Source organism: Pseudomonas sp. A-RE-22, assembly GCF_019956035.1.
Lineage (GTDB): Bacteria > Pseudomonadota > Gammaproteobacteria > Pseudomonadales > Pseudomonadaceae > Aquipseudomonas > Aquipseudomonas brassicacearum.
On the sequence record NZ_JAHBCZ010000017.1, the window covers coordinates 42,608 to 64,621 of the forward strand.

The 22,014-nt window shown below is 62.2% G+C and carries 22 protein-coding genes; 9 read left to right on the top strand and 13 right to left on the bottom strand.

Going from position 1 to position 22,014, the window contains the following annotated elements:
- Position 1: 1 nt before the first annotated feature.
- The 8 genes from lptC (at position 2) to KGA89_RS10685 (ending at position 5,502) form a co-directional block, all read left to right on the top strand.
- Positions 2 to 571: an LPS export ABC transporter periplasmic protein LptC gene (gene lptC / locus KGA89_RS10650; protein WP_003197854.1), complete on the top strand. Its 570-nt coding sequence runs from the start codon at positions 2 to 4 to the stop codon at positions 569 to 571.
- Complete coding sequence (gene lptA / locus KGA89_RS10655; protein WP_223471499.1) at positions 558 to 1,106, top strand: lipopolysaccharide transport periplasmic protein LptA; 549 nt, start codon at positions 558 to 560, stop codon at positions 1,104 to 1,106. Before lptC ends, lptA begins: the two co-directional genes overlap by 14 nt.
- Positions 1,106 to 1,831: an LPS export ABC transporter ATP-binding protein gene (gene lptB, locus KGA89_RS10660; protein WP_003197851.1), complete on the top strand. Its 726-nt coding sequence runs from the start codon at positions 1,106 to 1,108 to the stop codon at positions 1,829 to 1,831. Before lptA ends, lptB begins: the two co-directional genes overlap by 1 nt.
- A 164-nt stretch (positions 1,832 to 1,995) precedes the next feature.
- On the top strand, positions 1,996 to 3,489 hold the full coding sequence (locus KGA89_RS10665) for an RNA polymerase factor sigma-54 (protein WP_003197849.1): 1,494 nt from the start codon (positions 1,996 to 1,998) through the stop codon (positions 3,487 to 3,489).
- A gap of 76 nt (positions 3,490 to 3,565) precedes the next feature.
- Positions 3,566 to 3,874 (top strand): ribosome hibernation-promoting factor, HPF/YfiA family, encoded by a 309-nt coding sequence (gene hpf, locus KGA89_RS10670; protein ID WP_003178005.1) that lies wholly within the window; start codon positions 3,566 to 3,568, stop codon positions 3,872 to 3,874.
- Positions 3,875 to 3,886: 12 nt separating this feature from the next.
- Complete coding sequence (gene ptsN, locus KGA89_RS10675) at positions 3,887 to 4,351, top strand: PTS IIA-like nitrogen regulatory protein PtsN (RefSeq protein ID WP_003197847.1); 465 nt, start codon at positions 3,887 to 3,889, stop codon at positions 4,349 to 4,351.
- A gap of 2 nt (positions 4,352 to 4,353) precedes the next feature.
- Positions 4,354 to 5,211, top strand: a complete 858-nt coding sequence (rapZ, locus tag KGA89_RS10680) for an RNase adapter RapZ (RefSeq protein ID WP_003197845.1) — start codon at positions 4,354 to 4,356, stop codon at positions 5,209 to 5,211.
- A 15-nt stretch (positions 5,212 to 5,226) separates the two neighbouring features.
- Entirely contained in the window at positions 5,227 to 5,502 is a 276-nt protein-coding gene (locus KGA89_RS10685) for an HPr family phosphocarrier protein (RefSeq protein WP_003197843.1), read from the top strand.
- Between the two features lie 182 nt (positions 5,503 to 5,684).
- On the opposite strand, the gene KGA89_RS10690 is transcribed toward KGA89_RS10685, so the two are convergent.
- The 6 genes from KGA89_RS10690 to pmbA form a co-directional block, all read right to left on the bottom strand.
- Positions 5,685 to 6,575, bottom strand: coding sequence for a ZIP family metal transporter (locus tag KGA89_RS10690; protein WP_003197841.1), 891 nt, complete (start codon positions 6,573 to 6,575; stop codon positions 5,685 to 5,687).
- A gap of 19 nt (positions 6,576 to 6,594) precedes the next feature.
- Entirely contained in the window at positions 6,595 to 7,218 is a 624-nt protein-coding gene (locus tag KGA89_RS10695; RefSeq protein ID WP_223471500.1) for a superoxide dismutase, read from the bottom strand.
- Between the two features lie 2 nt (positions 7,219 to 7,220).
- Complete coding sequence (locus KGA89_RS10700) at positions 7,221 to 7,661, bottom strand: hypothetical protein (protein WP_223471501.1); 441 nt, start codon at positions 7,659 to 7,661, stop codon at positions 7,221 to 7,223.
- 27 nt (positions 7,662 to 7,688) lie between these two features.
- Complete coding sequence (locus KGA89_RS10705; RefSeq protein WP_223471502.1) at positions 7,689 to 9,065, bottom strand: class II fumarate hydratase; 1,377 nt, start codon at positions 9,063 to 9,065, stop codon at positions 7,689 to 7,691.
- The gene (locus KGA89_RS10710; protein ID WP_223471503.1) at positions 9,058 to 9,453 is read right to left on the bottom strand and encodes a FagA protein; all 396 of its coding nucleotides are present in this window, start codon (positions 9,451 to 9,453) and stop codon (positions 9,058 to 9,060) included. Before KGA89_RS10710 ends, KGA89_RS10705 begins: the two co-directional genes overlap by 8 nt.
- 269 nt (positions 9,454 to 9,722) lie before the next feature.
- The gene (gene pmbA, locus KGA89_RS10715) at positions 9,723 to 11,069 is read right to left on the bottom strand and encodes a metalloprotease PmbA (RefSeq protein ID WP_223471504.1); all 1,347 of its coding nucleotides are present in this window, start codon (positions 11,067 to 11,069) and stop codon (positions 9,723 to 9,725) included.
- A 252-nt stretch (positions 11,070 to 11,321) separates the two neighbouring features.
- Between pmbA and yjgA the strand changes: the two genes are divergently transcribed.
- Positions 11,322 to 11,846, top strand: a complete 525-nt coding sequence (yjgA, locus tag KGA89_RS10720) for a ribosome biogenesis factor YjgA (protein WP_003197830.1) — start codon at positions 11,322 to 11,324, stop codon at positions 11,844 to 11,846.
- 46 nt (positions 11,847 to 11,892) lie between these two features.
- On the opposite strand, the gene tldD is transcribed toward yjgA, so the two are convergent.
- From tldD to mreC, 7 genes are all read right to left on the bottom strand, one after another.
- Complete coding sequence (gene tldD / locus KGA89_RS10725; protein WP_003197828.1) at positions 11,893 to 13,335, bottom strand: metalloprotease TldD; 1,443 nt, start codon at positions 13,333 to 13,335, stop codon at positions 11,893 to 11,895.
- Positions 13,336 to 13,340: 5 nt separating this feature from the next.
- Entirely contained in the window at positions 13,341 to 14,204 is an 864-nt protein-coding gene (locus tag KGA89_RS10730) for a carbon-nitrogen hydrolase family protein (protein WP_223471505.1), read from the bottom strand.
- A 162-nt stretch (positions 14,205 to 14,366) separates the two neighbouring features.
- Complete coding sequence (locus tag KGA89_RS10735; RefSeq protein ID WP_223471506.1) at positions 14,367 to 18,170, bottom strand: YhdP family protein; 3,804 nt, start codon at positions 18,168 to 18,170, stop codon at positions 14,367 to 14,369.
- A gap of 60 nt (positions 18,171 to 18,230) precedes the next feature.
- A complete protein-coding gene (rng, locus tag KGA89_RS10740) occupies positions 18,231 to 19,688 on the bottom strand; it encodes a ribonuclease G (RefSeq protein WP_018613976.1) in 1,458 nt (485 codons plus the stop codon).
- 56 nt (positions 19,689 to 19,744) lie between these two features.
- Entirely contained in the window at positions 19,745 to 20,341 is a 597-nt protein-coding gene (locus KGA89_RS10745) for a Maf family protein (protein WP_223471507.1), read from the bottom strand.
- Positions 20,342 to 20,378: 37 nt separating this feature from the next.
- Entirely contained in the window at positions 20,379 to 20,867 is a 489-nt protein-coding gene (gene mreD, locus KGA89_RS10750) for a rod shape-determining protein MreD (protein ID WP_003197820.1), read from the bottom strand.
- The gene (gene mreC / locus KGA89_RS10755; RefSeq protein WP_223471514.1) at positions 20,864 to 22,006 is read right to left on the bottom strand and encodes a rod shape-determining protein MreC; all 1,143 of its coding nucleotides are present in this window, start codon (positions 22,004 to 22,006) and stop codon (positions 20,864 to 20,866) included. Before mreC ends, mreD begins: the two co-directional genes overlap by 4 nt.
- Positions 22,007 to 22,014 lie beyond the last annotated feature (8 nt).

Consider the following 22,014-nt stretch of genomic DNA (forward strand, 5'->3'; position numbering starts at 1 on the left):
TATGCTGAGCAAGAAGATTCGCACCATCGTGGTGTTCGGCTGTATCGCGGCGATTTTTGCTGCGGTGGGCTACTGGAACATCAGCCCCGAACGGTTTCTCGACCAGCCTGCGGCCCAGGTCGAGGAAAAGATCGACTGGTACGCGACCAACACGCATACCCTGCAGTACCTGCCCGACGGCAAGGTGCAATACGAGATGACGTCCGACAAGGTCGACCACGTAAAAGCCACTGACATTACGCTGGTTACCAAGCCCGATCTGAACATGTTCCGCGGCACCGAGTTTCCGTGGCACGTGCAGAGCGAGCACGCCGAAGTCAATTCCGGCGGCACCGAAGTGGAACTGATCGACTCGGTGCGCGTCGCCCGAACCGACGAAAAAAACCGTACGACCATCATCACCAGCACGCGCATGACCGTGTTCCCACAGCAAGAATATGCGCAGACCGAGCAACCCGTTAGAATCGACGGCGCCGGGGGTGTATCGACCGGCACGGGAATGAAAGCGTATTTGAAGGAAAGCAGGATACACCTGCTATCGAACGTAAGAGGACAGTATGAAGCTCGCTAAAACCCTCCCTATTTTGCTCAGTCTGGGCGCAGCACTGGGAAGCGCGAGCGCCTGGGCTCTTCCCAACGACCGCGACCAACCTATCCGCATCCAGGCCGACGACGCCCAGCTCGACGACAAGAATGGCGTTGCCACCTATAAAGGCGACGTGATCATCACCCAGGGCTCGATGAAGGTCACCGGCAATACCGTGACCATCACCCGCACCCCGTCCGGCGACATCGACGTGGTGACCTCGGTGGGTAACCTGGCCTATTTCGAGCAACTGCAAACCGCAGGCGATACCAAGCCAGTGCAGGGCTATGGGGTAACCATCCAGTACCACGCCTCCCAGGATCGCGTGGTCCTGATCGACCGCGCCAAGGTCGTCGACAAGGACAACAACGTCACCCAGGGCGAGAAAATCGTCTACGACACAGTCAAGAAGCTGGCCAGCGCCGGTCGCGCCACCGGCAGCAAGGTGACCGAGTCGCGTCCGCGGATCGACATGGTGATCCAACCGAAAAAGAAAACCGACGAGCAGAAGGCCCAGTAATGGCAACTCTGAAAGCTCAGCACCTGGCCAAGAGCTACAAGAGCCGTCAAGTCGTGCGTGATGTCAGCCTGTCCATCGACAGCGGCCAGATCGTCGGCCTGCTCGGCCCCAACGGCGCGGGCAAGACCACCTGCTTCTACATGATCGTCGGCCTGGTCCAGGCCGATCAGGGTCGCGTGCTGATCGACGACGTGGACGTCAGCCACCAGCCAATGCACGGCCGGGCGAAGGCAGGTATCGGCTATTTGCCGCAAGAAGCGTCGATCTTCCGCAAACTGTCGGTTGCCGACAACATCATGGCGATCCTCGAGACCCGCAAGGAACTCGACAAGGCCGGTCGTCGCCAGGAGCTGGAAAGCCTGCTGCAGGAATTCCACATCAGCCACATTCGCGACAACCTGGGCATGAGCCTGTCCGGCGGCGAGCGGCGGCGCGTGGAAATCGCCCGCGCCCTGGCCACCGCACCGAAGTTCATCCTGCTCGACGAACCGTTCGCCGGCGTGGACCCGATCTCGGTAGGCGACATCAAGCAGATCATCCATCACCTCAAGGCCAAGGGGATCGGCGTGCTGATCACCGACCACAACGTGCGCGAGACGCTGGATATCTGTGAAACCGCCTACATTGTCAACGACGGCCAGCTGATCGCCGAAGGCGACTCCGCAGCCATCCTGGCCAATGACCTGGTCAAGGAAGTGTATCTGGGCCATGAGTTCCGCCTGTAAGCACAAGTGTCTGGCGAATTGTCCGAGCGTCGTTTAATTTTATTATGGCGACGCTCTAGGCAAACACTTCAGTTTCAGGCATATAATTTGCTTAAGTTTGGCGCCTCGGCGCCCTGTAGTGGATGGCGCATGTGCGCCGGCGAATAAGGTGTTAAGCCCCTGCCATGAAACCATCGCTAGTCTTGAGAATGGGCCAGCAGCTGACGATGACACCGCAGCTGCAACAGGCCATCCGCCTGCTCCAATTGTCGACCCTGGACCTGCAACAGGAAATCCAGGAGGCCCTGGAGTCCAATCCGATGCTCGAACGCCAGGAAGAAGGCGACGACTTCGACAACACCGATCCGCTGGCCGACAACGTCGAGCAGAAGACCAACACCGAAATCCCGGAACCGGCCTACCAGGAAACCGCCCCGACGGTGGACAACCTCGAGGATGGCGAATGGAACGAACGCATCCCCAACGAACTGCCTGTGGACACGGCCTGGGAAGACGTCTACCAGACCAGCGCCAGCAGCCTGCCGAGCAGCGATGACGACGAGTGGGACTTCACCACCCGTACCTCTGCTGGCGAAAGCCTGCAAAGCCACCTGCTGTGGCAGTTGAACCTGGCGCCGATGTCCGACACCGATCGCCTGATCGCCGTGACCCTGATCGATTGCATCAACAACCAGGGCTACCTGGACGAGACCCTCGAAGAAATCCTGGAAGCCTTCGATCCCGAGCTCGACATCGAGCTGGACGAGATCGAAGCCGTCCTGCATCGCATCCAGCAGTTCGAACCGGCCGGCATCGGTGCCCGCAACCTGGGCGAGTGCCTGTTGCTGCAACTGCGCCAGTTGTCCGCCAAGACACCATGGCTGGCCGAAGCCAAGCGACTGGTCACCGATTACATCGACCTGTTGGGCGGCCGCGACTACAGCCAACTGATGCGCCGCATGAAGCTCAAGGAAGATGAGCTGCGCCAGGTCATCGAACTGGTGCAGAGCCTCAACCCGCGCCCCGGCTCGCAGATCGAATCCACCGAGCCCGAATATGTGGTCCCCGACGTGATCGTGCGCAAGCACAATGATCGCTGGCTGGTGGAGCTCAACCAGGAGTCGGTGCCCAAGCTGCGGGTCAACGCCCAGTACGCCGGCTTTGTGAAGCGTGCCGACACCAGCGCCGACAACACCTTCATGCGCAACCAGTTGCAGGAAGCGCGCTGGTTCATCAAGAGCCTGCAAAGCCGCAACGAAACCCTGATGAAAGTTGCCACCCAGATCGTCGAGCATCAGCGCGGCTTCCTGGAGTACGGCGATGAAGCGATGAAACCGTTGGTCCTGCATGACATTGCCGAGGCAGTGGGCATGCACGAGTCGACGATTTCCCGGGTAACCACCCAGAAATTCATGCATACCCCTCGGGGTATCTATGAATTGAAATACTTTTTCTCCAGCCACGTCAGCACCTCCGAAGGCGGCGAATGCTCGTCCACGGCCATCCGCGCGATCATCAAAAAACTGGTAGCTGCGGAAAATCAGAAAAAGCCGTTGAGTGACAGCAAGATCGCTGGTTTACTGGAGGCACAAGGCATTCAGGTGGCCCGCCGTACCGTCGCCAAATACCGCGAATCCCTCGGGATCGCGCCTTCGAGCGAACGCAAGCGGTTGATGTAACAGGCCACGCCACAGCGTTCCAGTGGCAGGCATTTCTGCCTGCCGCTTTATGCACTGGCAACGAAGGAGAAGCTGTATGCAAGTCAACATCAGTGGACACCAACTGGAAGTGACCGAACCCCTGCGCACCTACATCGGCGAAAAACTCGACCGATTGGAAAGGCATTTCGACAAGATCACCAACGTGCAAGTCACGATGAACGTCGAGAAGCTGCTGCAGAAAATCGAAGCCACGCTGCATATCCCCGGCGGAGAAGTGGTTGCCAACGCAGAGCACACAGACATGTATGCCGCGATTGACCTGCTGACCGACAAGCTGGATCGCCAACTCAAAAAGCATAAGGAAAAGACCCAGAGCCTCCTCCAGGGCGCAACCGGTCGTTAACCCCCCCAATCCATGATCCGACTAGAAACCATCCTGACCCCCGGCCGTTCCCAGGTGAACGCGCCGGGCGGCAGTAAGAAGAAAGCCCTCGAACACATTGCCAACCTGATCCACCGCGAGGTACCGGATCTGGAAATGCAGGACGTCTTCGAGGCATTGGTTGCCCGTGAAAAACTCGGTTCCACCGGTTTTGGCAACGGCATCGCCATTCCCCACTGCCGTCTCAAGGGTTGTGCCGCGCCGATCAGCGCGCTGTTGCACCTTGAAACCGCTATAGATTTCGACGCCATCGACGGCGCCCCGGTCGACCTGCTGTTTGTATTGCTGGTACCGGAAGCGGCGACCGATGCGCACCTTGAGCTGCTGCGCCAGATTGCCAGCATGCTGGACCGCAAGGAAGTGCGCGAAAAACTGCGCAGCGCACCGAGTAACGAAGCTTTGTACCAGGTTGTCCTGGACGAGCAGAACGGTCATTAAAAATGCGCATGATCATTGTCAGTGGCCGCTCCGGCTCCGGTAAAAGCACGGCCCTCAACGTGCTTGAGGACAGCGGCTACTATTGCATCGACAATTTGCCCGCCGGCCTGCTGCCGGAACTGGCCGAGCGCGCCCTGATCCACACCGAGCTGGCGCAGCCGCTGGTGGCGGTGTCCATCGATGCGCGCAACCTGCCAAGCCACCTGTCGCGTTTTCCTGAACTGCTCGAGGAAGTGCGCAGCCGGCATATCCAGTGTGACGTGCTGTACCTGGATGCCGATGAAGAGACACTGCTCAAGCGTTTTTCCGAAACCCGCCGGCGCCACCCACTGAGCAACGCCAACCGTTCGCTGGCCGAAGCCATCGAGGATGAAAGCCAGCTACTGGGGCCGATTGCCGACCTGGCGGACCTGAAGGTCAACACCACGCACCTGAACCTGTATCAGTTGCGTGACACGATCAAGCTGCGCCTGCTCAACCAACCCGAGCCGGGCACGGCGTTCCTGGTGGAGTCGTTCGGTTTCAAGCGTGGCATGCCCGTCGATGCCGACCTGGTGTTCGACGTGCGTTGCCTGCCCAATCCTTATTGGAAGCCGGAATTGCGCGCGCAGTCCGGGCTCGACCAACCGGTGATCGACTACCTGGCCGCCCAGCCGGATGTCGAAGAAATGTACCAGGACATCTCCAGCTACCTGCTCAAATGGCTGCCCCGCTTTGCCGCGAGCAACCGCGCCTATGTCACGATCGCCATCGGTTGTACCGGCGGCCATCACCGCTCCGTCTACCTGACCGAACGCCTGGGTCAACTCCTGCAACAATCCCTGAAGAACGTCCAGGTTCGCCACCGCGACCTCAGCTAAAGGATTCACATCGCGATGCCTGCTCAGGAAATTGAAATCATCAACAAGCTGGGTTTGCATGCCCGAGCGTCGGCCAAGTTCGTCGGAGTCGCAGGCCAGTTCAAGGACACCACCATCAGGGTTGGCCGCACACCCGAGACTGCGGTCGACGGTAAAAGCATCATGGCGATGATGATGCTCGCCGCTGGCAAGGGCACCAAGATCCACCTGCACACCGAAGGTGAACAGGCACAGGAGGCGATGGATGCCCTGGTGGACCTGATCAACAGATACTTCGACGAAGGCGAATAACTGACCAAATCCCAAGGCGGATTTATTGTGGCAAGGGAATTCATTTGTGGGAGCAAAGCTTGCTCGCGATGAAGGCGACTCGGTAACTCAGAAAACCGAGGTGCCTGGATCGCGAGCAAGCTTTGCTCCCACAGATTCCCTCGCCACAGATAAATCACATCACCCTAGATGCCTGCCGTTTGTCACGCCAACGCCGTATCCAGCACCATCATCAGACAAAACCCCACCAACAGGCCCAGGCTCGCCAGTTTCTCGTGACCATTGCGACGGGATTCGGGAATAACCTCGTGAGTCACCACCAGCAACATCGCCCCGGCCGCCAACGCGAGCCCCAGGGGCAAGAGCATCTCGGCCAGACTCACCAACCAGGCGCACAGCAGCGCGAACACGGGCTCGACCAACCCTGACGCCGCGCCAATCAGGAACGCCCTGGCCCGCGACATCCCCGCCGCAGCCAGCACCAGCGCGATCACCAGCCCTTCGGGTACATCCTGCAAGGCGATGCCCATCGCCAGGCTGTCGGCATCCGGCATGCCGCCGCCCGCCGACACCCCCACCGCCATGCCTTCGGGAATGTTGTGGGCGATGATGGCAAACACGAACAACCAGATCCGCGGCGCAATGATCGGCCGGCCTGGCGCAGCGACCAGCCTTTCGGGACAGGCGCAGACTTTGCGGTCCACTAGATACAGCCCGAACGCGCCCGATAGAATGCCGAAACTGATAAGGCCGCTGGCGGCCCAAGGCGTCAGTCCCAACTGCTCGGCCGCAGCAATGCCCGGCACGATCAGCGAAAATGCCGTGGCCGCGAGCATCACCCCGGCACCGAATCCCAGCAGCGAATCGCTGACGGCCTGGGGCATGCGCCGGATGACCAACACCGGCACGGCCCCCAGCGCGGTGCCCAAGGCGCAGAGCCCGCCACCCTCGAGCGCGCGCAACAACCTGGGCTCCAAGTCCAGCCATGCCAGGCCCTGGGCAGCCAACAATGTCATTCCGGCCAGCAGCAACAACGACCCCAAGGCATAGCGGAACATCCGTCCGCTTCCAATCGCCAGTGTTTGAGTATCCATAGTCAGCCTTGGGTTGCTTTCATGAAGGACTCGAAGCCAGCGCAGCCTGGTAGCGCCGGGCGACCTCAGGCCAGTTGATCACGTTGTAGAAGGCGCTGATGTATTCCGGACGGCGGTTCTGGTAGCGCAGGTAATAGGCGTGCTCCCAGACGTCCAGGCCAAGAATCGGCGTGTTGCCCTTCATCAGCGGGCTGTCCTGGTTGCCGCTGCTTTCCACCACCAGGGTCTTTTGCGGGGTCACGCTCAACCAGGCCCAGCCGCTGCCGAAACGGCTCAGCGCTGCCTTGGTGAAGGCTTCCTTGAAACCCTCGATACCGCCCAGTTGCGCTTCGATCGCTGCCGCCAGGGCGCCATCGGGCTGGCCGCCGCCCCGGGGCGTCATCACTTCCCAGAACAGCGAATGGTTGGCATGACCACCGCCCTGGTTGATCACTGCGGCCTGCAGGCTTGCCGGCAACTGCTCGACACTGGACACCAGTTTTTCGACAGGCCACCCGGCGTATTCGGTGCCGTCCACCGCTGCGTTGAGGTTATTGATGTAGGTCTGGTGATGCTTGGTGTAGTGGATCTCCATGGTTTGCGCATCGATGTGCGGTTCCAGGGCGTCGTAGGCGTAGGGCAATGCAGGCAAGGTAAAAGCCATGTTCAATGAGCTCCATGATGAAGAGGGGCATTGCGCTGCCGGGGCGTAGCGGCATTGCAGTGCAGCAGGCGTTGGGTCCGTGGGTATTCACCGTGCTCGCTGATGAAACTCAGCAGTTCGACATAGGTCTTGTGGCTCTGACGCAGTGCGGCGGTGCGCAGGGCCGGTGCCAGGCGTTCGTCCTGCATCGTCTGCAACAACCGTTGGTGGATCGCGCACAAATACTCGGCGCTCTCCTCCGGCTGGTTCAGGCGCAAGTGCAGGTCTGCCAGGTTGTGATGGGAGACGACGCACGCGGCCACGGCTTCGTCGGCATCCGCCCAACGCTCGAACAGCACCAGGGCCAGCGCCAGGGCTTGCAGGTAGGCTTCGCGGGCGTCTACCAGTTCGCCCAGCATGAAACAGCGATTGGCCCGTTCGATCGTACGTTTCCAGTGTTCCATGATGAGTCCTCCACACAGGTGTCGGGGTTACACGCCGCCAGCGGTGAGCTTCTCCGGGTCAAGCAGGACTTCGAGTTCGCTGCGTGTCAGGTCGGTGTGCTCCAGGGCGACATCGATGACCGGCCGGCCTTGCTGGTAAGCCTTCTTGGCGATTTCAGCGGCCTTCTGGTAACCGATGATGGGATTGAGCGCGGTCACCAGGATCGGGTTGCGCGACAACGCTTCCTTGAGCCGTGCCTCGTTGACCTTGAAGGTGGCGATGGCCTTGTCCGCCAGCAAGCGGCTGGCGGTGGACATCAAGGCGATGCTGCTCAGCAGGTTCTGGGCGATGATCGGTAGCATCACGTTCAATTCGAAGTTGCCCGATTGACCGGCGATAGTGATCACCGTGTCGTTGCCAATCACTTGGGCCGCCACCATCGCGGTGGCTTCAGGAATGACCGGGTTGACCTTGCCGGGCATGATCGAGGAGCCCGGTTGCAAGCCTTCGAGCTCGATCTCGCCCAGGCCTGCCAGCGGCCCGGAATTCATCCAGCGCAGGTCGTTGGCGATTTTCATCAGCGACACGGCGGTGGTCTTGAGCTGTCCGGAAACCGCTACGGCGGTGTCCTGGGAGCCAATCAGCGCGAACAGATTCTTGCCCGGGGTGAATTGCACCTGGGTCAATTGCGTCAGTTGTTGGCTGAACAGCTCGGCGAAACGTGGATGGGCATTGACCCCGGTGCCGACCGCCGTACCGCCTTGGGCCAGGGATTGCAGGCTCGGCAGCAAATCCTGCAAGTGGCCGATATTGGCCTTGAGCTGCTGCGCCCAACCGTCGAGCACCTGGCTCAGGCGCACCGGCATGGCATCCATCAGATGGGTGCGACCCGTCTTGATGAATGGGTGGACCTCTTCGGCCTTGCGCTCGATCACCTGCACCAGGTGCGACAGCGCCGGCAGCAGCTGCTCATGCAAGGCCAGCGCCGCGCTGACATGAATGCTGGTGGGGATGATGTCGTTGCTGCTCTGGCCGCAATTGACGTGGTCGTTCGGATTGACCGTTTCCCCCAGCAGACGACTGGCGAGGGTGGCGATCACTTCGTTGGCGTTCATGTTGGAGCTGGTGCCGGAGCCGGTCTGGAAGATATCCACTGGGAAATGGTCCATGAAACGGCCTTCGAGCAGCCCCAGGGACGCATCGACGATGGCCTTGCCCTGGGCTGCGCTGATTTGTTCCAGCTCTACGTTGGCCCGGGCGGCGGCAGCCTTGGCCAGGATCAGGGCGCGGATGAACTGTGCCGGCATACGCTGGCCACTGACCGGAAAGTTATCCACTGCGCGCTGGGTCTGGGCGCCATAGAGGGCATCCACCGGGACTTGCAGCTCGCCCATGCTGTCGCGTTCGATACGGGTATTACTCATCGGGAGATCCTTGCACCAGTTCAATAAGAGGAATCGACGGCTCCAGGGCGCAGGTCGCCAGCGCCCAGGCGTGGCTCTGCCAGCGCTTGAGGCGGCAGCGGCACAGTGATTGTTGTTCGAGCTCACGCAGAGGGCGCCAGGCCTGGTCGAGGCAGAGATTGCGCCAATGCCAGGGCAGCGCGACATCCGAGGCGGTATCGAGCAGCAGCCGGAACGCGGTCTCGGAGATCATCCATGGCGAAGTGACGGTGCAGCAGGCCAGATAGCGGCCCTCGGCCAGGTAGTGCTCGATCAACCGCGGCTCGTCCGGGTTCATCGCGCAACGGATCTGGCGGCTCATCCAGCGCCAGCTTTCAAGGTAGGGTTGTTCGTGCAGGGCAGAACTCATGACCGGGGCTCACTCGGCGAATGAGATTCATTATTAGATGATAATAAGAAGCAACACAAGTCTAATGAAGATCACATTGTGGCGAGGGGATCTATCCCCGTTGGGCGTGAAGCAGCCCTCGACAATTAACAAGACACAACGCGGGGTCAGATTTTGGGGGGCGCTTTGCGCCCCAGCGGGGATAAATCCCCTCGCCACAAAAGAATTCTGCGGACACAAAAAAGGCGCGTCACCCCAACGGGTGACGCGCCTTTTTCAAGCGGTGAGCGTTAGCTACCCGCCACGGTCATCCGCTCGACCAACACCGAACCGGTGCGGATGTTGCTGCGCAGTTCCAGATCGTTGCCCACGGCCACGATCTGCTTGAACATGTCACGCATGTTCCCGGCGATGGTCACTTCCTGGACCGGGAACTGGATCTCGCCGTTCTCGACCCAGAAACCCGCCGCGCCACGGGAATAGTCCCCGGTAACCATGTTCAGGCCGTGGCCCATCAGTTCGGTCACCAGCAGGCCCCGCCCCATGCGCCGCAGCAGGGCCGCCTGGTCTTCTTCGCCATGGGTCACGAACAGGTTATGCACGCCACCGGCATTGGCGGTGCTCGGCATACCGAGCTTGCGGCCCGAATAGGTGCCGAGGATGTAGGACACCAACTCGCCGTTTTCCACGAACGGTTTGGCGTAGGTGGCCAGGCCGTCGCCATCGAACGCCGAGCTGCCCATGGCCTGCATCAGGTGCGGACGCTCGTCGATGGTCATCCATTCCGGGAACAGTTTCTGGCCCAGCGCGCCCTCGAGGAACGACGACTTGCGGTACAGGTTGCCGCCGGACACCGCCGACAGGAAGCTGCCGAACAGGCCACCGGCCAGCTCGGCCGAAAACAGCACCGGCACTTCGCAGGTCGGCACCGGCCGCGCGCCCAGGCGGCTGGCCGCCCGTTGCGCGGCTTTCTGGCCAATGCTCACCGGGTCCGCCAGCAGGGTGCCCTGGCGGTTCACGTCGTACCAGTAATCACGCTGCATCTGGCCGTTCGCCTCAGCGATCATCACGCAACTGAGACTGTGGCGGGTCGATGCATAACCGCCGATGAAACCGTGGCTGTTGCCGTAGACCCGGCAGCCCTGGTGGGTATTGAGCGTCGTGCCGTCGGCATTCTTGATCCGACTGTCGGCCTCGAATGCCGCGGCTTCGCAACGCAGTGCCTGTTCGATGGCCTGCTCGGGGGTGATGTCCCAGGCGTGGAACAGGTCGAAGTCGCGCAGTTCCTTGCACATCAGCGCGGCATCGGCCAGGCCCGAGGCTTCGTCTTCGGAGGTGTGCTGGGCAATCGCCAGTGCCGCGGCGACGGTTTCGCGAATGGCCTCCGGGCCGCTCGCCGAAGTGCTGGCCGAGCCCTTGCGCTGGCCCACGTACAAGGTGATGCCAAAGCCCTGGTCGCGATTGAATTCGACGGTTTCCACCTCACGCTGGCGCACCGATGTCGACAGGCCCTGTTCCAGGGACACCGCCACTTCACAGGCACTGGCGCCCTGGCGCTTGGCTTCGGCGAGGATCTGCTCGACTTGTTCCTGCAGTGCCGGCAATGCCTGCGGGCCGACGCTTTGAACTGCACTCATGGTGTTCTCCACTCAAATTCTTCTTTCGGTTAAGGCTTTGTACGTAAAGTGCCTGCGCGACGATCATGCTGCGTTGAAAACAGGCTCGGAATGCTCATTTACAACCAGTAAACTCCGCTTCCTCGCCTGTTTTCGCCTTGCCTGATCGCCGCTCGGCGACTTTTCGTACAAACCCTTGGCCTTCGAGCGACCGGGCCGGACAAGCGGCCCCCGACTGGTTATCATGGCGGCGTTTCTTTGCGGACTGCCACCATGGTTGATTCTTACGACGACTCCCTCTACGAGGGTGAAAAAAGCAAATCCCAGGTCAAACGCGAGCTGCATGCTCTGGTTGACCTCGGCGAGCGCCTGACAACACTCAAGCCTGACTTGCTGGCCAAACTGCCTTTGACCGACGCCTTGCGCCGGGCCCTGGCCGATGCGCCCAAGCACACCGCGAATATCGCGCGTAAACGGCACCTGCAATTCATCGGCAAACTGATGCGCGATCAGGACACTGACGCCATCCTGGTCCTGCTCGATCAACTCGATGCCTCCACCCGGCAGTACAACGAACGTTTCCACAACCTGGAGCGCTGGCGCGATCGCTTGATCGCAGGCGACGACGGCGTGCTGGAAAAATTCGTCATCGACTACCCGGAGGCTGACCGTCAGCAATTGCGCTCCCTGATCCGTCAGGCCCAGCACGAACTGGCACAGAACAAGCCACCGGCCTCGAGCCGTAAAATCTTCAAGTACATCCGTGAGCTGGACGAAACCCAACGCGGCCTGCGCTGAGTAACGCCCACGGGTGGAGGCCCTTGCACTCCACCCGATGCTCCGGTCATGCGCCCGTGCCACCCACGGTAATCGCATCGATCTTCAGGGTCGGCTGGCCGACGCCCACTGGCACCGATTGCCCATCCTTGCCGCACGTGCCCACACCGCTGTCCAGCGCCAGGTCGTTACCGACCATCGACACCTTGCTCATCGCCTCCGGCCCGTTGCCGATCAGGGTCGCGCCCTTGACCGGTGCGGTGATCTTGCCGTCTTCGATCAGGTAGGCCTCGCTGGTGGAGAACACGAACTTGCCGCTGGTGATGTCCACCTGGCCGCCGCCGAGGTTGGCGCAATAGATGCCTTTTTTCACCGAGGCGATGATTTCCGCCGGATCGCTTTGACCACCCAGCATGTAGGTGTTGGTCATGCGCGGCATCGGCAGGTGCGCGTAGGATTCACGGCGACCGTTGCCAGTGCGGGCCACGCCCATCAGCCTGGCGTTGAGCTTGTCCTGCATGTAGCCCTTGAGCACGCCGTTCTCGATCAGCGTGGTGCATTCGGTCGGGGTGCCTTCATCGTCGACGCTCAGGGAGCCACGACGCCCGGCCAGGGTGCCGTCATCGACAATGGTGCAGAGTTTCGAGGCGACCATTTCCCCCATGCGCCCACTGTAGGCCGAGCTGCCCTTGCGGTTGAAATCGCCTTCCAGGCCGTGGCCGACTGCTTCGTGCAGCAGCACGCCGGACCAACCGGACCCCAGCACCACCGGCAACGTACCGGCCGGGGCCGGAATGGCCTCCAGGTTGACCAGCGCCTGACGCAACGCTTCGCGGGCGTAGCCCATGGCGCGGTCTTCGCTGAGGAAATAACGGTAGTCGGTGCGCCCGCCACCGCCATGGCCGCCGCGCTCACGGCGACCGTTCTGCTCGACGATCACGCTGACGTTGAACCGCACCAGCGGCCGCACGTCCGCCGCCAGGCCGCCGTCGGTGGACGCCACCAGGATCCGTTCCCAGACCCCGGCCATGCTGACCGACACTTGCTGGATGCGCGGGTCGAGGGCACGGGTGGCGACGTCGATGCGCTTGAGCAGCTCGACTTTTTCGGCGCGGCTCATGACTTCCAACGGGTTATCCGGCGCATACAACTGCGCCACGTCCTGGCTGCTGAACGCCTGGACCGTGCCGTTCTGCCCGGCGCGGGAGATCGAGCGGGCCGCACGGGCAGCAGCGCCGAGGGCTTCGAGGGTGATGGCGTTGCTGTAGGCAAAACCGGTCTTTTCCCCGGACTGGGCGCGCACGCCCACGCCCTGGTCGAGGTTGAAACTGCCTTCCTTGACGATGCCGTCTTCCAAGGACCAGGACTCGGAGATCTGCCCCTGGAAATACAGGTCGGCCGCATCGATGCCCGGGCCGGCCAGGTCGCCTAGCACGCCTTGCAGGCTTTCGAGGGTCACGCCGCCGGGGGCTAGAAGGTGTTCACTGACTGAGGACAACAACCCGCTCATATGATTTACGCCTTGAATTCGTCGTCTTGGACAGGCCGCTGTCGAGCGCCCTGCGAGAAAAAGCGCCGATGGCTGGCCACCGGCATGCGCGCCCGGATGGACGCCTGTTCACTGCTGTCGCGCTCGGCCAGCAGCACGGCCTCGCCTTGATCCTGTTGTGCCAGCACACGGCCCCACGGGTCGACAATCGCGGCATGGCCAAAGGTTTCCCGCGGCCCCGGATGCACGCCGCCCTGGGCGGCCGCCAGCATGTAGCACTGGGTCTCGATGGCCCGGGAGCGAATCAGCACCTCCCAATGGGCCGCACCGGTCACCGCGGTAAACGCTGACGGCGCCGTGATCAGTTCGGCCCCGGCAGCCCGCAGCTCGCTGTAGAGCTCCGGGAACCGCAAGTCATAACAGACCGTCAGGCCCACCCGGCCCACGGGGGTATCGGCAACCACCACGTTAGCGCCATAAGCATAGTCATCCGACTCGCGGTAGCGCCCGCGATTGTCCGCCACATCCACATCGAACAGGTGCAGCTTGTCGTAGCGCGCCACGATCTGCCCCTGATCGTCGACCAGCAACGAACAGGCATGGGACCTGGCCTCGGGCTGGTCCACCGGTGGCAACGGCAACGTGCCGGCCACAATCCATAACTTGAGGTCTCGGGCGACCTGTTTCAACCAGGGCAGGATCGGTCCCTGACCAAAGGCTTCGGCTCGACCGATATCGGCAATGTCCCGCCGTCCCATCGCGGCGAAATTCTCCGGCAGCACGGCCAGCCTGGCACCGCCTGCGGCAGCCTGCTCCAGCAGCACACGGGCACGAGCCAGGTTGGCGAGCACATCGCTTTGGCTGACCATTTGAATCACTGCGACTGGCATGGCTCCTCCCTCTTTTCTATCCTCGCCCAAGGCGGCAGTGGGAGCAAAGCTTGCTCGCGATGAGGCAGGTACATCCAACATATAGGCTGACTGATACACCGTAATCGCGAGCAAGCTTTGCTCCCACAGGCCCCCTCCCACAAGGGAGTTGGCGTCGAACTGTCAAAACGGCTTGTCGAAGGTGATCTTCGGCTCTTTCCACGGCCCCTTGACGTCGTATCTTACGCTGGCAAAGCGCGCCACGCGGTCACCGATCAGTTTGTCTATCAGAAACAGCGCCCCACCCACCGCCGGTGCGCCAACGATCAACGCGGCGATCGGCAGGTTATTGGTCACCGGCAGCGTCACCAGCAGCTTGGCGTCGACCCGATCGGCCACCATGTCCAGCGTACCGTTGAGCTCCAGGTTGCTCGACGGCCCGGTCAGGGTAATGGGTTCGCGGGTCACGTACACACCGTCGCTCGCCACCAACAGTCCCTTGACCCGGTCGTAGCTCAGGCCCTTGCCGAACAGGTCGGAGAAGTCCAGGCGCAAGCGTCGACCGATGGAGTTGAAGTTCAGCAGGCCAAAAACCCGCAACGCCTGGGCGCTGCCTTCCACTTCGACAAACTGGCCCTTGCTCAGCGACGCGTCGAGGCTGCCGGAAAAACGCTTGGTGGCGACCCACGCCGGCGAGCCGGGCCAGCGGCCGTCGACATCCAGGCGAAATGTCTGGCTGGTCACGCTCGGGGCATAACCCCAGCCCTTGAGCACGTCGCCCAGGTTCTTGCCGCCGATACGGCCCTTGTACCAACTGCTGGTGGAACCGGGCGTGCCTTCCCAACCACCACTGCCGTTCAACACCATGCCCTTGAGGCCCATGTCCAGATCGTTCAACGCGATGCCCTTGGCGGTCGGTCGCACTTTCAGCGACCACGCACCGATGAGATCAGGGCCCTGGAACAGTTTGTCGATGGCAATATCCATGGCCGGGATTTTGCCGGGATCAACCGACGCCAACGGGTCCGGAGAGTTTTCATCCGCTTGGACCGTCGGGTCTGTGGCCGGCAGGCGCACATAATCGAGCTTGATACCAATCGGGGCGGCCTTTGCGTCCGGCAGGCTGACATTGCCCTTGGCCTGCTGGCTGTCCAGCCGCAAGGCCCAGGCGTCCGGCTTGCGGTCCAATTGCACAGACGCCTGGTCCAGGGTCGTGCCCATGGCAGTGAGCTTGCCGATGGTCAGATCGACGCTGTTGAGCAGTTGCTTGGCACTGCCGCCCGGATCCTGGCCCGCGTACTTGTTCACCAGATCCTGCCAGGGACTTACGTCCAGTTCCGACAGTTTGCCACGCAGTCGCAGCCCCTTGGCCCCGGGCAGAACGGCATCGCCGGTACCCAGCAATAATTCGCCACGACCGTCGGCGATTTTCCCGCTCGGCGCGGCGTAAGTGAAACTGGCCAGGTCGCCATAATTGACCCAGTAACGACGCTCCGGCCCTTGCAGGGTCATGCGAAACACCGTGTCGCGCCCGACATCGGCGGTCATGCCAAAGGGTGCTGGCAGGTCCACCGCCACGCCCTTGAGGTTGGAACTGACCGACAATTGGCTGTCGGCGCCGTCGAGGATCACTTGCAACTGGTAGGGCACGACACCGGATACCGGCAACGGCTGGGTGACATTCAGCCAACTGGTGAGTTTCTTGATCTCCACCTGCCCGGACGCCGCGACCCGTGTGTTGAGCGCTCCGGCGCGGCCCTCGGCGAAAATCTGCGCGGTCACGGGCCGGTCGAATGCCCGGGCACTGATGCCCTTGCCGCTCAAGCCCTTGTTGCTGTCGAAGCGGAAATTGCCCTTGAGTTGGGTCAGTTCCAATACCGGCTCGCTGAGCTTGAGACGGGCCTTGTCGGTGGCGAAGTCCACCAGGATCTTCGGTTGCTCGCCTTTGACCAGGGGAATGTCGAGCTTCACGCTGCCTTGCAGGTCGCCCTCGCCCTCCCAGCCGGCGAATGTCTCGGCGGTCCCGATCGGCGCGGTCTGGAGGATTTTCAGACCGTCGCCCAGTCCTCCAGCGAACCCGCCGTCCAGAAACAGATGAACACTCTGCCCGCTGGGTACATGGGGAATGTTCACCGAAACATCCTTGACCTGGGTATCGAGCAATTGTCCCTGGCTGGCGAAGATGCGCACGCCACTGTCTTCGACGAAGACATCGCCGCTGACCTTGCTGACCGAAGGCCAGCCCGGCTGGAACGCCAATTCGGCGTCATGCACCTTGAAAAACAGGCTGATGCTGCGCGCCGCATCCTCGGCACCGTGATTGAGCGAGCCTTGATACTGGAAAAAGCCTTCGTCCACCGCGCCCTTGACGATGGCCGTGCGCAGCCACTCATCCAGCGCCGGGCTGAGGACCGCTGGCAGGTACTTGGCGGTATAGCGTCCGTCACCGTCCACCAGGCCGACCCGCAGGTCCATGTAGTCTTCCTGGCTGTGGTCGAAATGCAGGCGGATCAGGAAGTCGCCGGCAATCCGGCCCTCCTCGCCCAGCACCTTCAAATACGGCGCGATCAGGGTGAAGCCTTGCTTGTCGAGCTTCCAGGTCAACCGGGCGTTGGCCTGCAGGTACTGCCAGGGCTTGGCGAAAATCGGGTCCAGGTGCAGGGAAAAATCCTTGCTGTCCATGCGCAGCTCGCCGCCACCGAGGTCGCCGCTCAGGCTCCCCGATACGTTGCGCGCAGCCGGGGCGCCGCGATAGGCATCAAAGCCCACGGTGTCCAGGTTGGTGGCGAAGCTGATTTTCTGGTCACCAGTGTTCTGCGGCCGGTAGTCCAGCAGCACGTTGCGCAGGCCACCGGTCACCTTGAGACGGTCGATGGTCGTCGCCAGGCCTTCGGGCAACGGTGCCAGGGCATTGAGCAAAGGCGTCAGGGGGGTCAAGTCGAGGCGGTCGGCCTGCAGGTGCCAGCGCTCCTCGGCCTTTTCGGTGGCAGCACTCTGTTGCAGTTGCAGGCGCGATTCCCAGCGGGTTTCGCCCAGGTTCATCGCCAGGGAATCGAAGGTCGCGGTAAATCCCTGGTCGCCGCGCTGGAAATATCCATTGAGCGCCAGGTTATGGATCTGCACCGGCTTGCGCTCGGCGTAGGCACCCAGGATGTCAGGAGCGTCCAAGCGCATGGCCGCGCTTTGCACCGTACCGTCCCCCCAACTCAGCCAGAACTCGCCACCGGCCTTGATCCGGGAAAAATTCCATTGCTGGGTCAGGCGTTTGGGCAGCCATTTGGACCAGTCGCTTTGCGGCAGGCTCAGGTACGCATCGGCCTGGCCATTCTTCCAATCACTGGCGCGGATACGGGTGCGCAGGTTGATCGCCACGGGCTGACCGTCAGGCAGGGTCAAGCGCACGTCCAGCCGTTGGCGGGTGGCGCCGGTGCGCAGGCTCAAACCGACGTAGGTGAGGGTCAGCGGTGGTTGCTCGACAGGTTGCAAGGTCACCTGGCTGTCGAGCAGCGAGAACTTGGAAACCACCTGCATGCGTTCGAGCAATTGCTGCGGATCGAGGGGCTGGTCGTCCTTCACCGGCAGGCCTTCCAGGGCCCATTTGCCGTCGGCGCCTTCCTTGAGGCTGATCTTCAGGCCGCTGACTTCCAGGTGGGCAATGCGCACCTGACGTGCCAGCAGGCTGTCCCACAGGTCAGGCACGGCTCGCACCTGGTCCAGGTGCAAGGCGTTGGGGCCTTCGCCGACCACCACGTCGCGCGCTGCCAGGATTGGCGCCAGGGCGCTCCAGCTACCGTCGAGACTTCCAATGTGCACAGGCATGCCCAAGGCAGCGCTGGCCCGGGTCTCGACCTCGGCGCGGTATTCGGCCACCAGCGGGACCAGCTCACGACCGAGGCTGACGTACAACGCCAGCAACACCAGCAGCAGCGCACACAGCCCCAGCCCCCAGCGAGTCAGCGCCGCCAAAATACGTGTCAGACGCTCCATGTCAGTGGGCTCCCCTGGCAAAGACAATCAAATCCGCGGGCCCGCCGCTTCCGAAGCTCTTCAGAGCAACACCACGTCGTATTGTTCCTGGGAATACATGGTTTCCACCTGGAAGCGAATCGTGCGTCCGATAAACGCTTCCAGCTCCGCGACATTGCCTGACTCCTCGTCGAGCAGGCGATCCACCACTTTCTGGTTCGCCAACACTCTATAGCCAGTCGCCTGGTAGGCGCGCGCCTCCCGGAGGATTTCCCGGAAGATTTCGTAACACACGGTTTCCGGGGTCTTGAGCTTGCCACGGCCCTGGCAACTGCTGCACGGCTCGCACAGTACCTGTTCGAGGCTTTCGCGGGTGCGCTTGCGGGTCATCTGCACCAGGCCCAGCTCGGTGATACCGATGATGTTGGTCTTGGCATGGTCGCGTTCGAGTTGTTTTTCCAGGGTCCGCAGCACCTGGCGCTGGTGCTCTTCATCTTCCATGTCGATGAAGTCGATGATGATGATCCCACCCAGGTTGCGCAGGCGCAGTTGCCGGGCGATGGCGGTGGCGGCTTCCAGGTTGGTCTTGAAGATGGTTTCTTCCAGGTTGCGATGGCCGACGAACGCCCCGGTGTTGACATCGATGGTGCTCATGGCCTCGGCCGGGTCCACCACCAGGTAGCCGCCGGACTTGAGCGGCACCTTGCGCTCCAGGGCTTTCTGGATTTCATCTTCGACGCCGTACAGGTCGAAAATTGGCCGTTCGCCAGGGTAATGCTCGAGGCGGTCGGCGATTTCCGGCATCAGTTCGGCGACGAACTGCGTGGTTTTCTGGAAGGTTTCCCGGGAGTCGATGCGGATTTTTTCGATCTTGGGGCTGACCAGGTCGCGCAAGGTCCGCAGCGCCAGGCCCAGGTCTTCGTAGATCACGCTGGGGGTGGCGATGGTCTTGATCTGCGCTGCGATCTGGTCCCAAAGCCTGCGCAGGTAGCGGATGTCCATGAGGATCTCATCGGCCCCGGCCCCTTCGGCGGCGGTGCGCAGGATGAACCCACCGGCTTCCTTGATACCTTCTTTTTCCACGCAGTCGCTGACCACCTGCTTGAGGCGCTCGCGCTCGGCTTCGTCTTCGATCTTCAGGGAAATGCCGACATGGGCGGTGCGCGGCATGTACACCAGGTAGCGCGACGGAATCGACAGTTGCGTGGTCAGGCGCGCGCCCTTGGAGCCGATGGGGTCCTTGGTGACCTGCACCACCAGGCTCTGGCCTTCATGCACCAGCGCGCTGATGCTCTCCACGGCCGGCCCTTCGCGCATGGAAATTTCCGACGCGTGGATGAATGCCGCGCGGTCCAGGCCGATGTCGACGAAGGCCGCCTGCATGCCCGGCAGCACCCGTACCACCTTGCCTTTGTAGATATTGCCGACGATGCCACGCTTTTGCGTGCGCTCGACGTGGACCTCTTGCAGAACACCGTTTTCAACCACCGCCACGCGCGATTCCATCGGCGTGATGTTGATCAGGATCTCTTCACTCATGGCAGGGTCTCGTTCAGGCATGTTCACGATTATGGCCGCATCAAGTCAGACGGCGCTCAGCGCGCGTTCAAGGTTTGCCAACAGGGTATGCCGAAATGGCCCAGTAGTTCTGCGGTTTCGCACAGCGGCAGGCCAACGACGGCTGAATAACTGCCTTCAAGCCCGGCGACGAACACCGCGCCCAGCCCTTGAATACCATAGCCACCGGCCTTGTCCCGGGGTTCACCGCTGGCCCAGTAGGCCGCCGCTTCCTGTTCCGTGATCGAACGAAAACGCACCAGGCTGCGCACAACGCGGGATTGGCAACGCTGCCCATCCAGTAGGGCAATGGCGGTCAATACTTCATGTTCGCGATCGGACAGGCTCAAGAGCATCGTCATGGAGTTGGCCTGGTCCACGGGTTTGCCGAGAATTCGTCCGTCCAGTACCACAGCCGTATCGGCGCCCAGCACGCAGCCATCCACGCCGGCGTCCAGGGCTTGCCGACCCGCCTCGGCCTTGCCGCGCGCCAGGCGCTCGACATAGGCCGAAGGGGTTTCGTGGTACAGGGGAGTTTCGTCGATCTCCGCACCGATGGCGGTAAAGGGCACGCCGATCTGCGTGAGCAGTTCACGCCGACGCGGCGAGCCTGAGGCGAGGTAAAGCGGTTTCATCAAGACATCTCCCTATCAAGGCCAATGCCTGACCGAATCAGTTGATTTTGAAACGCAGGCGCAGGCCACGCAAACCGAAGCTGACCCAGGGCCAGAGCAAGGCGCTGACCAGGGCTGGCAACACCAATGCCAGGGTCGGCTGGCGGTTGCCGGTCAGCGCGCTGAGCCACAATTGCACCAGTTGCGCCAGGCCGAAGATCACCAGGATCACCAGGCACTGCTGCCACATGGGGAACATCCGCAGGCGTTGTTGCAACGACAGCACCAGGAAGGTGATCAGCGTCAGGATCAGCGCGTTCTGTCCCAGCAACGTGCCGTAAAGCACGTCCTCGGCCAGGCCCAGGCACCAGGCGGTGACCATGCCGACCTTGTGCGGCAAGGCCAGCGCCCAGAAGGCCAGCAACAGGGCCAGCCACAGTGGGCGCAGGATTTCCATGAACTGCGGCAGCGGCGAAACGCTGAGCAACAGGCCGATGGCGAAGGTCAGCCAGACCATCCAGCCGTTACCGGATTGGGTACTGCTCATTCTTCTCGTGCTCCCCTGGGGGCTGGCGCGGTGGCCGGCGTGGAGGCTGGCGGTTTGGCGGCGGGCCGGGCTGGCTGAGCAGGCTGCGCGGCGGGCGCGTGGGTGGCCGAGCGGGTCGGTTTCACAGCGGGCGCGACAGGTGCGGTGGCCGTCGGCGTGGTGGCCGGAGCCGCCGTCGCAGGTGCAGGCACTGCTGGTTTTGGCACCGTGGCAGGGACCGGCGCAGGCGCTGCTGTCGCTGGGGCGGCCGATTCGCCGCCCTGGCGGTCCTGGGCTTCCTGGGCCACGGCGGCGTCGTTGGCACGCTCTTCAGGCGTACGGTTGTCGCTGAATACCAGCAGCAGGTAGCGGCTGCGATTCAATGCAGCCGTCGGCACCGCGCGAACGATGGCAAACGGCTGGCCGGAGTCATGGATGACTTCCTTGACCGTTGCCACCGGATAACCGGCCGGGAAGCGCTGGCCAAGACCGGAGCTGACCAGCAGGTCGCCTTCCTTGATATCGGCGGTATCGGCCACATGCCGCAGTTCCAGGCGTTCCGGGTTGCCGGTGCCGCTGGCAATCGCGCGCAAGCCGTTGCGATTGACCTGCACGGGAATGCTGTGGGTGGTATCGGTCAGCAGCAGCACGCGGGAGGTGTAGGGCATCAACTCCACCACCTGGCCCATCAGGCCCCGGGCGTCGAGCACCGGCTGGCCGAGGACCACGCCATCGCGCTCACCCTTGTTGATGATGATGCGGTGGGTGAAGGGGTTGGGGTCCATGCCGATCAACTCGGCCACTTCGACCTTCTCGTTGACCAGCGCCGAAGAGTTGAGCAACTCGCGCAGCCGCACGTTCTGCTCGGTGAGGGCCGCCAGCTTCTGCATGCGCCCCTGCAACAGCAGGTTTTCGGTCTTGAGTTTTTCGTTTTCGGCGACCAGCTCGGTGCGGCTGCCAAACTGGCTGGCCACACCTTGCCACAAGCGCTGCGGCAGGTCGGTGATCCAGTAGGACTCCATCAACACCAGCGACATCTGGCTGCGTACAGGCTTGAGCAGCGTGAAGCGGGCATCGACCACCATCAGCGCGACCGAGAGCACGGTCAGCACCAGCAGGCGCACACCCAATGAGGGGCCTTTGGCGAAAAGCGGTTTAATAGGCCGCT

Coding starts and splice junctions, on each gene's coding strand:
- lptB (WP_003197851.1), top strand. CDS start 1,106: ATGGCAACTCTGAAAGCTCAGCACCTGGCCAAGAGCTACAAGAGCCGT.
- hpf (WP_003178005.1), top strand. CDS start 3,566: ATGCAAGTCAACATCAGTGGACACCAACTGGAAGTGACCGAACCCCTG.
- KGA89_RS10745 (WP_223471507.1), bottom strand. CDS start 20,341: ATGAAACCGCTTTACCTCGCCTCAGGCTCGCCGCGTCGGCGTGAACTG.
- tldD (WP_003197828.1), bottom strand. CDS start 13,335: ATGAGCGGGTTGTTGTCCTCAGTCAGTGAACACCTTCTAGCCCCCGGC.
- ptsN (WP_003197847.1), top strand. CDS start 3,887: ATGATCCGACTAGAAACCATCCTGACCCCCGGCCGTTCCCAGGTGAAC.
- lptC (WP_003197854.1), top strand. CDS start 2: ATGCTGAGCAAGAAGATTCGCACCATCGTGGTGTTCGGCTGTATCGCG.
- KGA89_RS10695 (WP_223471500.1), bottom strand. CDS start 7,218: ATGGCTTTTACCTTGCCTGCATTGCCCTACGCCTACGACGCCCTGGAA.
- mreD (WP_003197820.1), bottom strand. CDS start 20,867: ATGAGCAGTACCCAATCCGGTAACGGCTGGATGGTCTGGCTGACCTTC.
- lptA (WP_223471499.1), top strand. CDS start 558: ATGAAGCTCGCTAAAACCCTCCCTATTTTGCTCAGTCTGGGCGCAGCA.
- KGA89_RS10690 (WP_003197841.1), bottom strand. CDS start 6,575: ATGGATACTCAAACACTGGCGATTGGAAGCGGACGGATGTTCCGCTAT.
- KGA89_RS10735 (WP_223471506.1), bottom strand. CDS start 18,170: ATGGAGCGTCTGACACGTATTTTGGCGGCGCTGACTCGCTGGGGGCTG.
- rng (WP_018613976.1), bottom strand. CDS start 19,688: ATGAGTGAAGAGATCCTGATCAACATCACGCCGATGGAATCGCGCGTG.
- KGA89_RS10730 (WP_223471505.1), bottom strand. CDS start 14,204: ATGCCAGTCGCAGTGATTCAAATGGTCAGCCAAAGCGATGTGCTCGCC.
- KGA89_RS10685 (WP_003197843.1), top strand. CDS start 5,227: ATGCCTGCTCAGGAAATTGAAATCATCAACAAGCTGGGTTTGCATGCC.
- KGA89_RS10710 (WP_223471503.1), bottom strand. CDS start 9,453: ATGAGTTCTGCCCTGCACGAACAACCCTACCTTGAAAGCTGGCGCTGG.
- rapZ (WP_003197845.1), top strand. CDS start 4,354: ATGCGCATGATCATTGTCAGTGGCCGCTCCGGCTCCGGTAAAAGCACG.
- yjgA (WP_003197830.1), top strand. CDS start 11,322: ATGGTTGATTCTTACGACGACTCCCTCTACGAGGGTGAAAAAAGCAAA.
- KGA89_RS10700 (WP_223471501.1), bottom strand. CDS start 7,661: ATGGAACACTGGAAACGTACGATCGAACGGGCCAATCGCTGTTTCATG.
- pmbA (WP_223471504.1), bottom strand. CDS start 11,069: ATGAGTGCAGTTCAAAGCGTCGGCCCGCAGGCATTGCCGGCACTGCAG.
- KGA89_RS10705 (WP_223471502.1), bottom strand. CDS start 9,065: ATGAGTAATACCCGTATCGAACGCGACAGCATGGGCGAGCTGCAAGTC.
- KGA89_RS10665 (WP_003197849.1), top strand. CDS start 1,996: ATGAAACCATCGCTAGTCTTGAGAATGGGCCAGCAGCTGACGATGACA.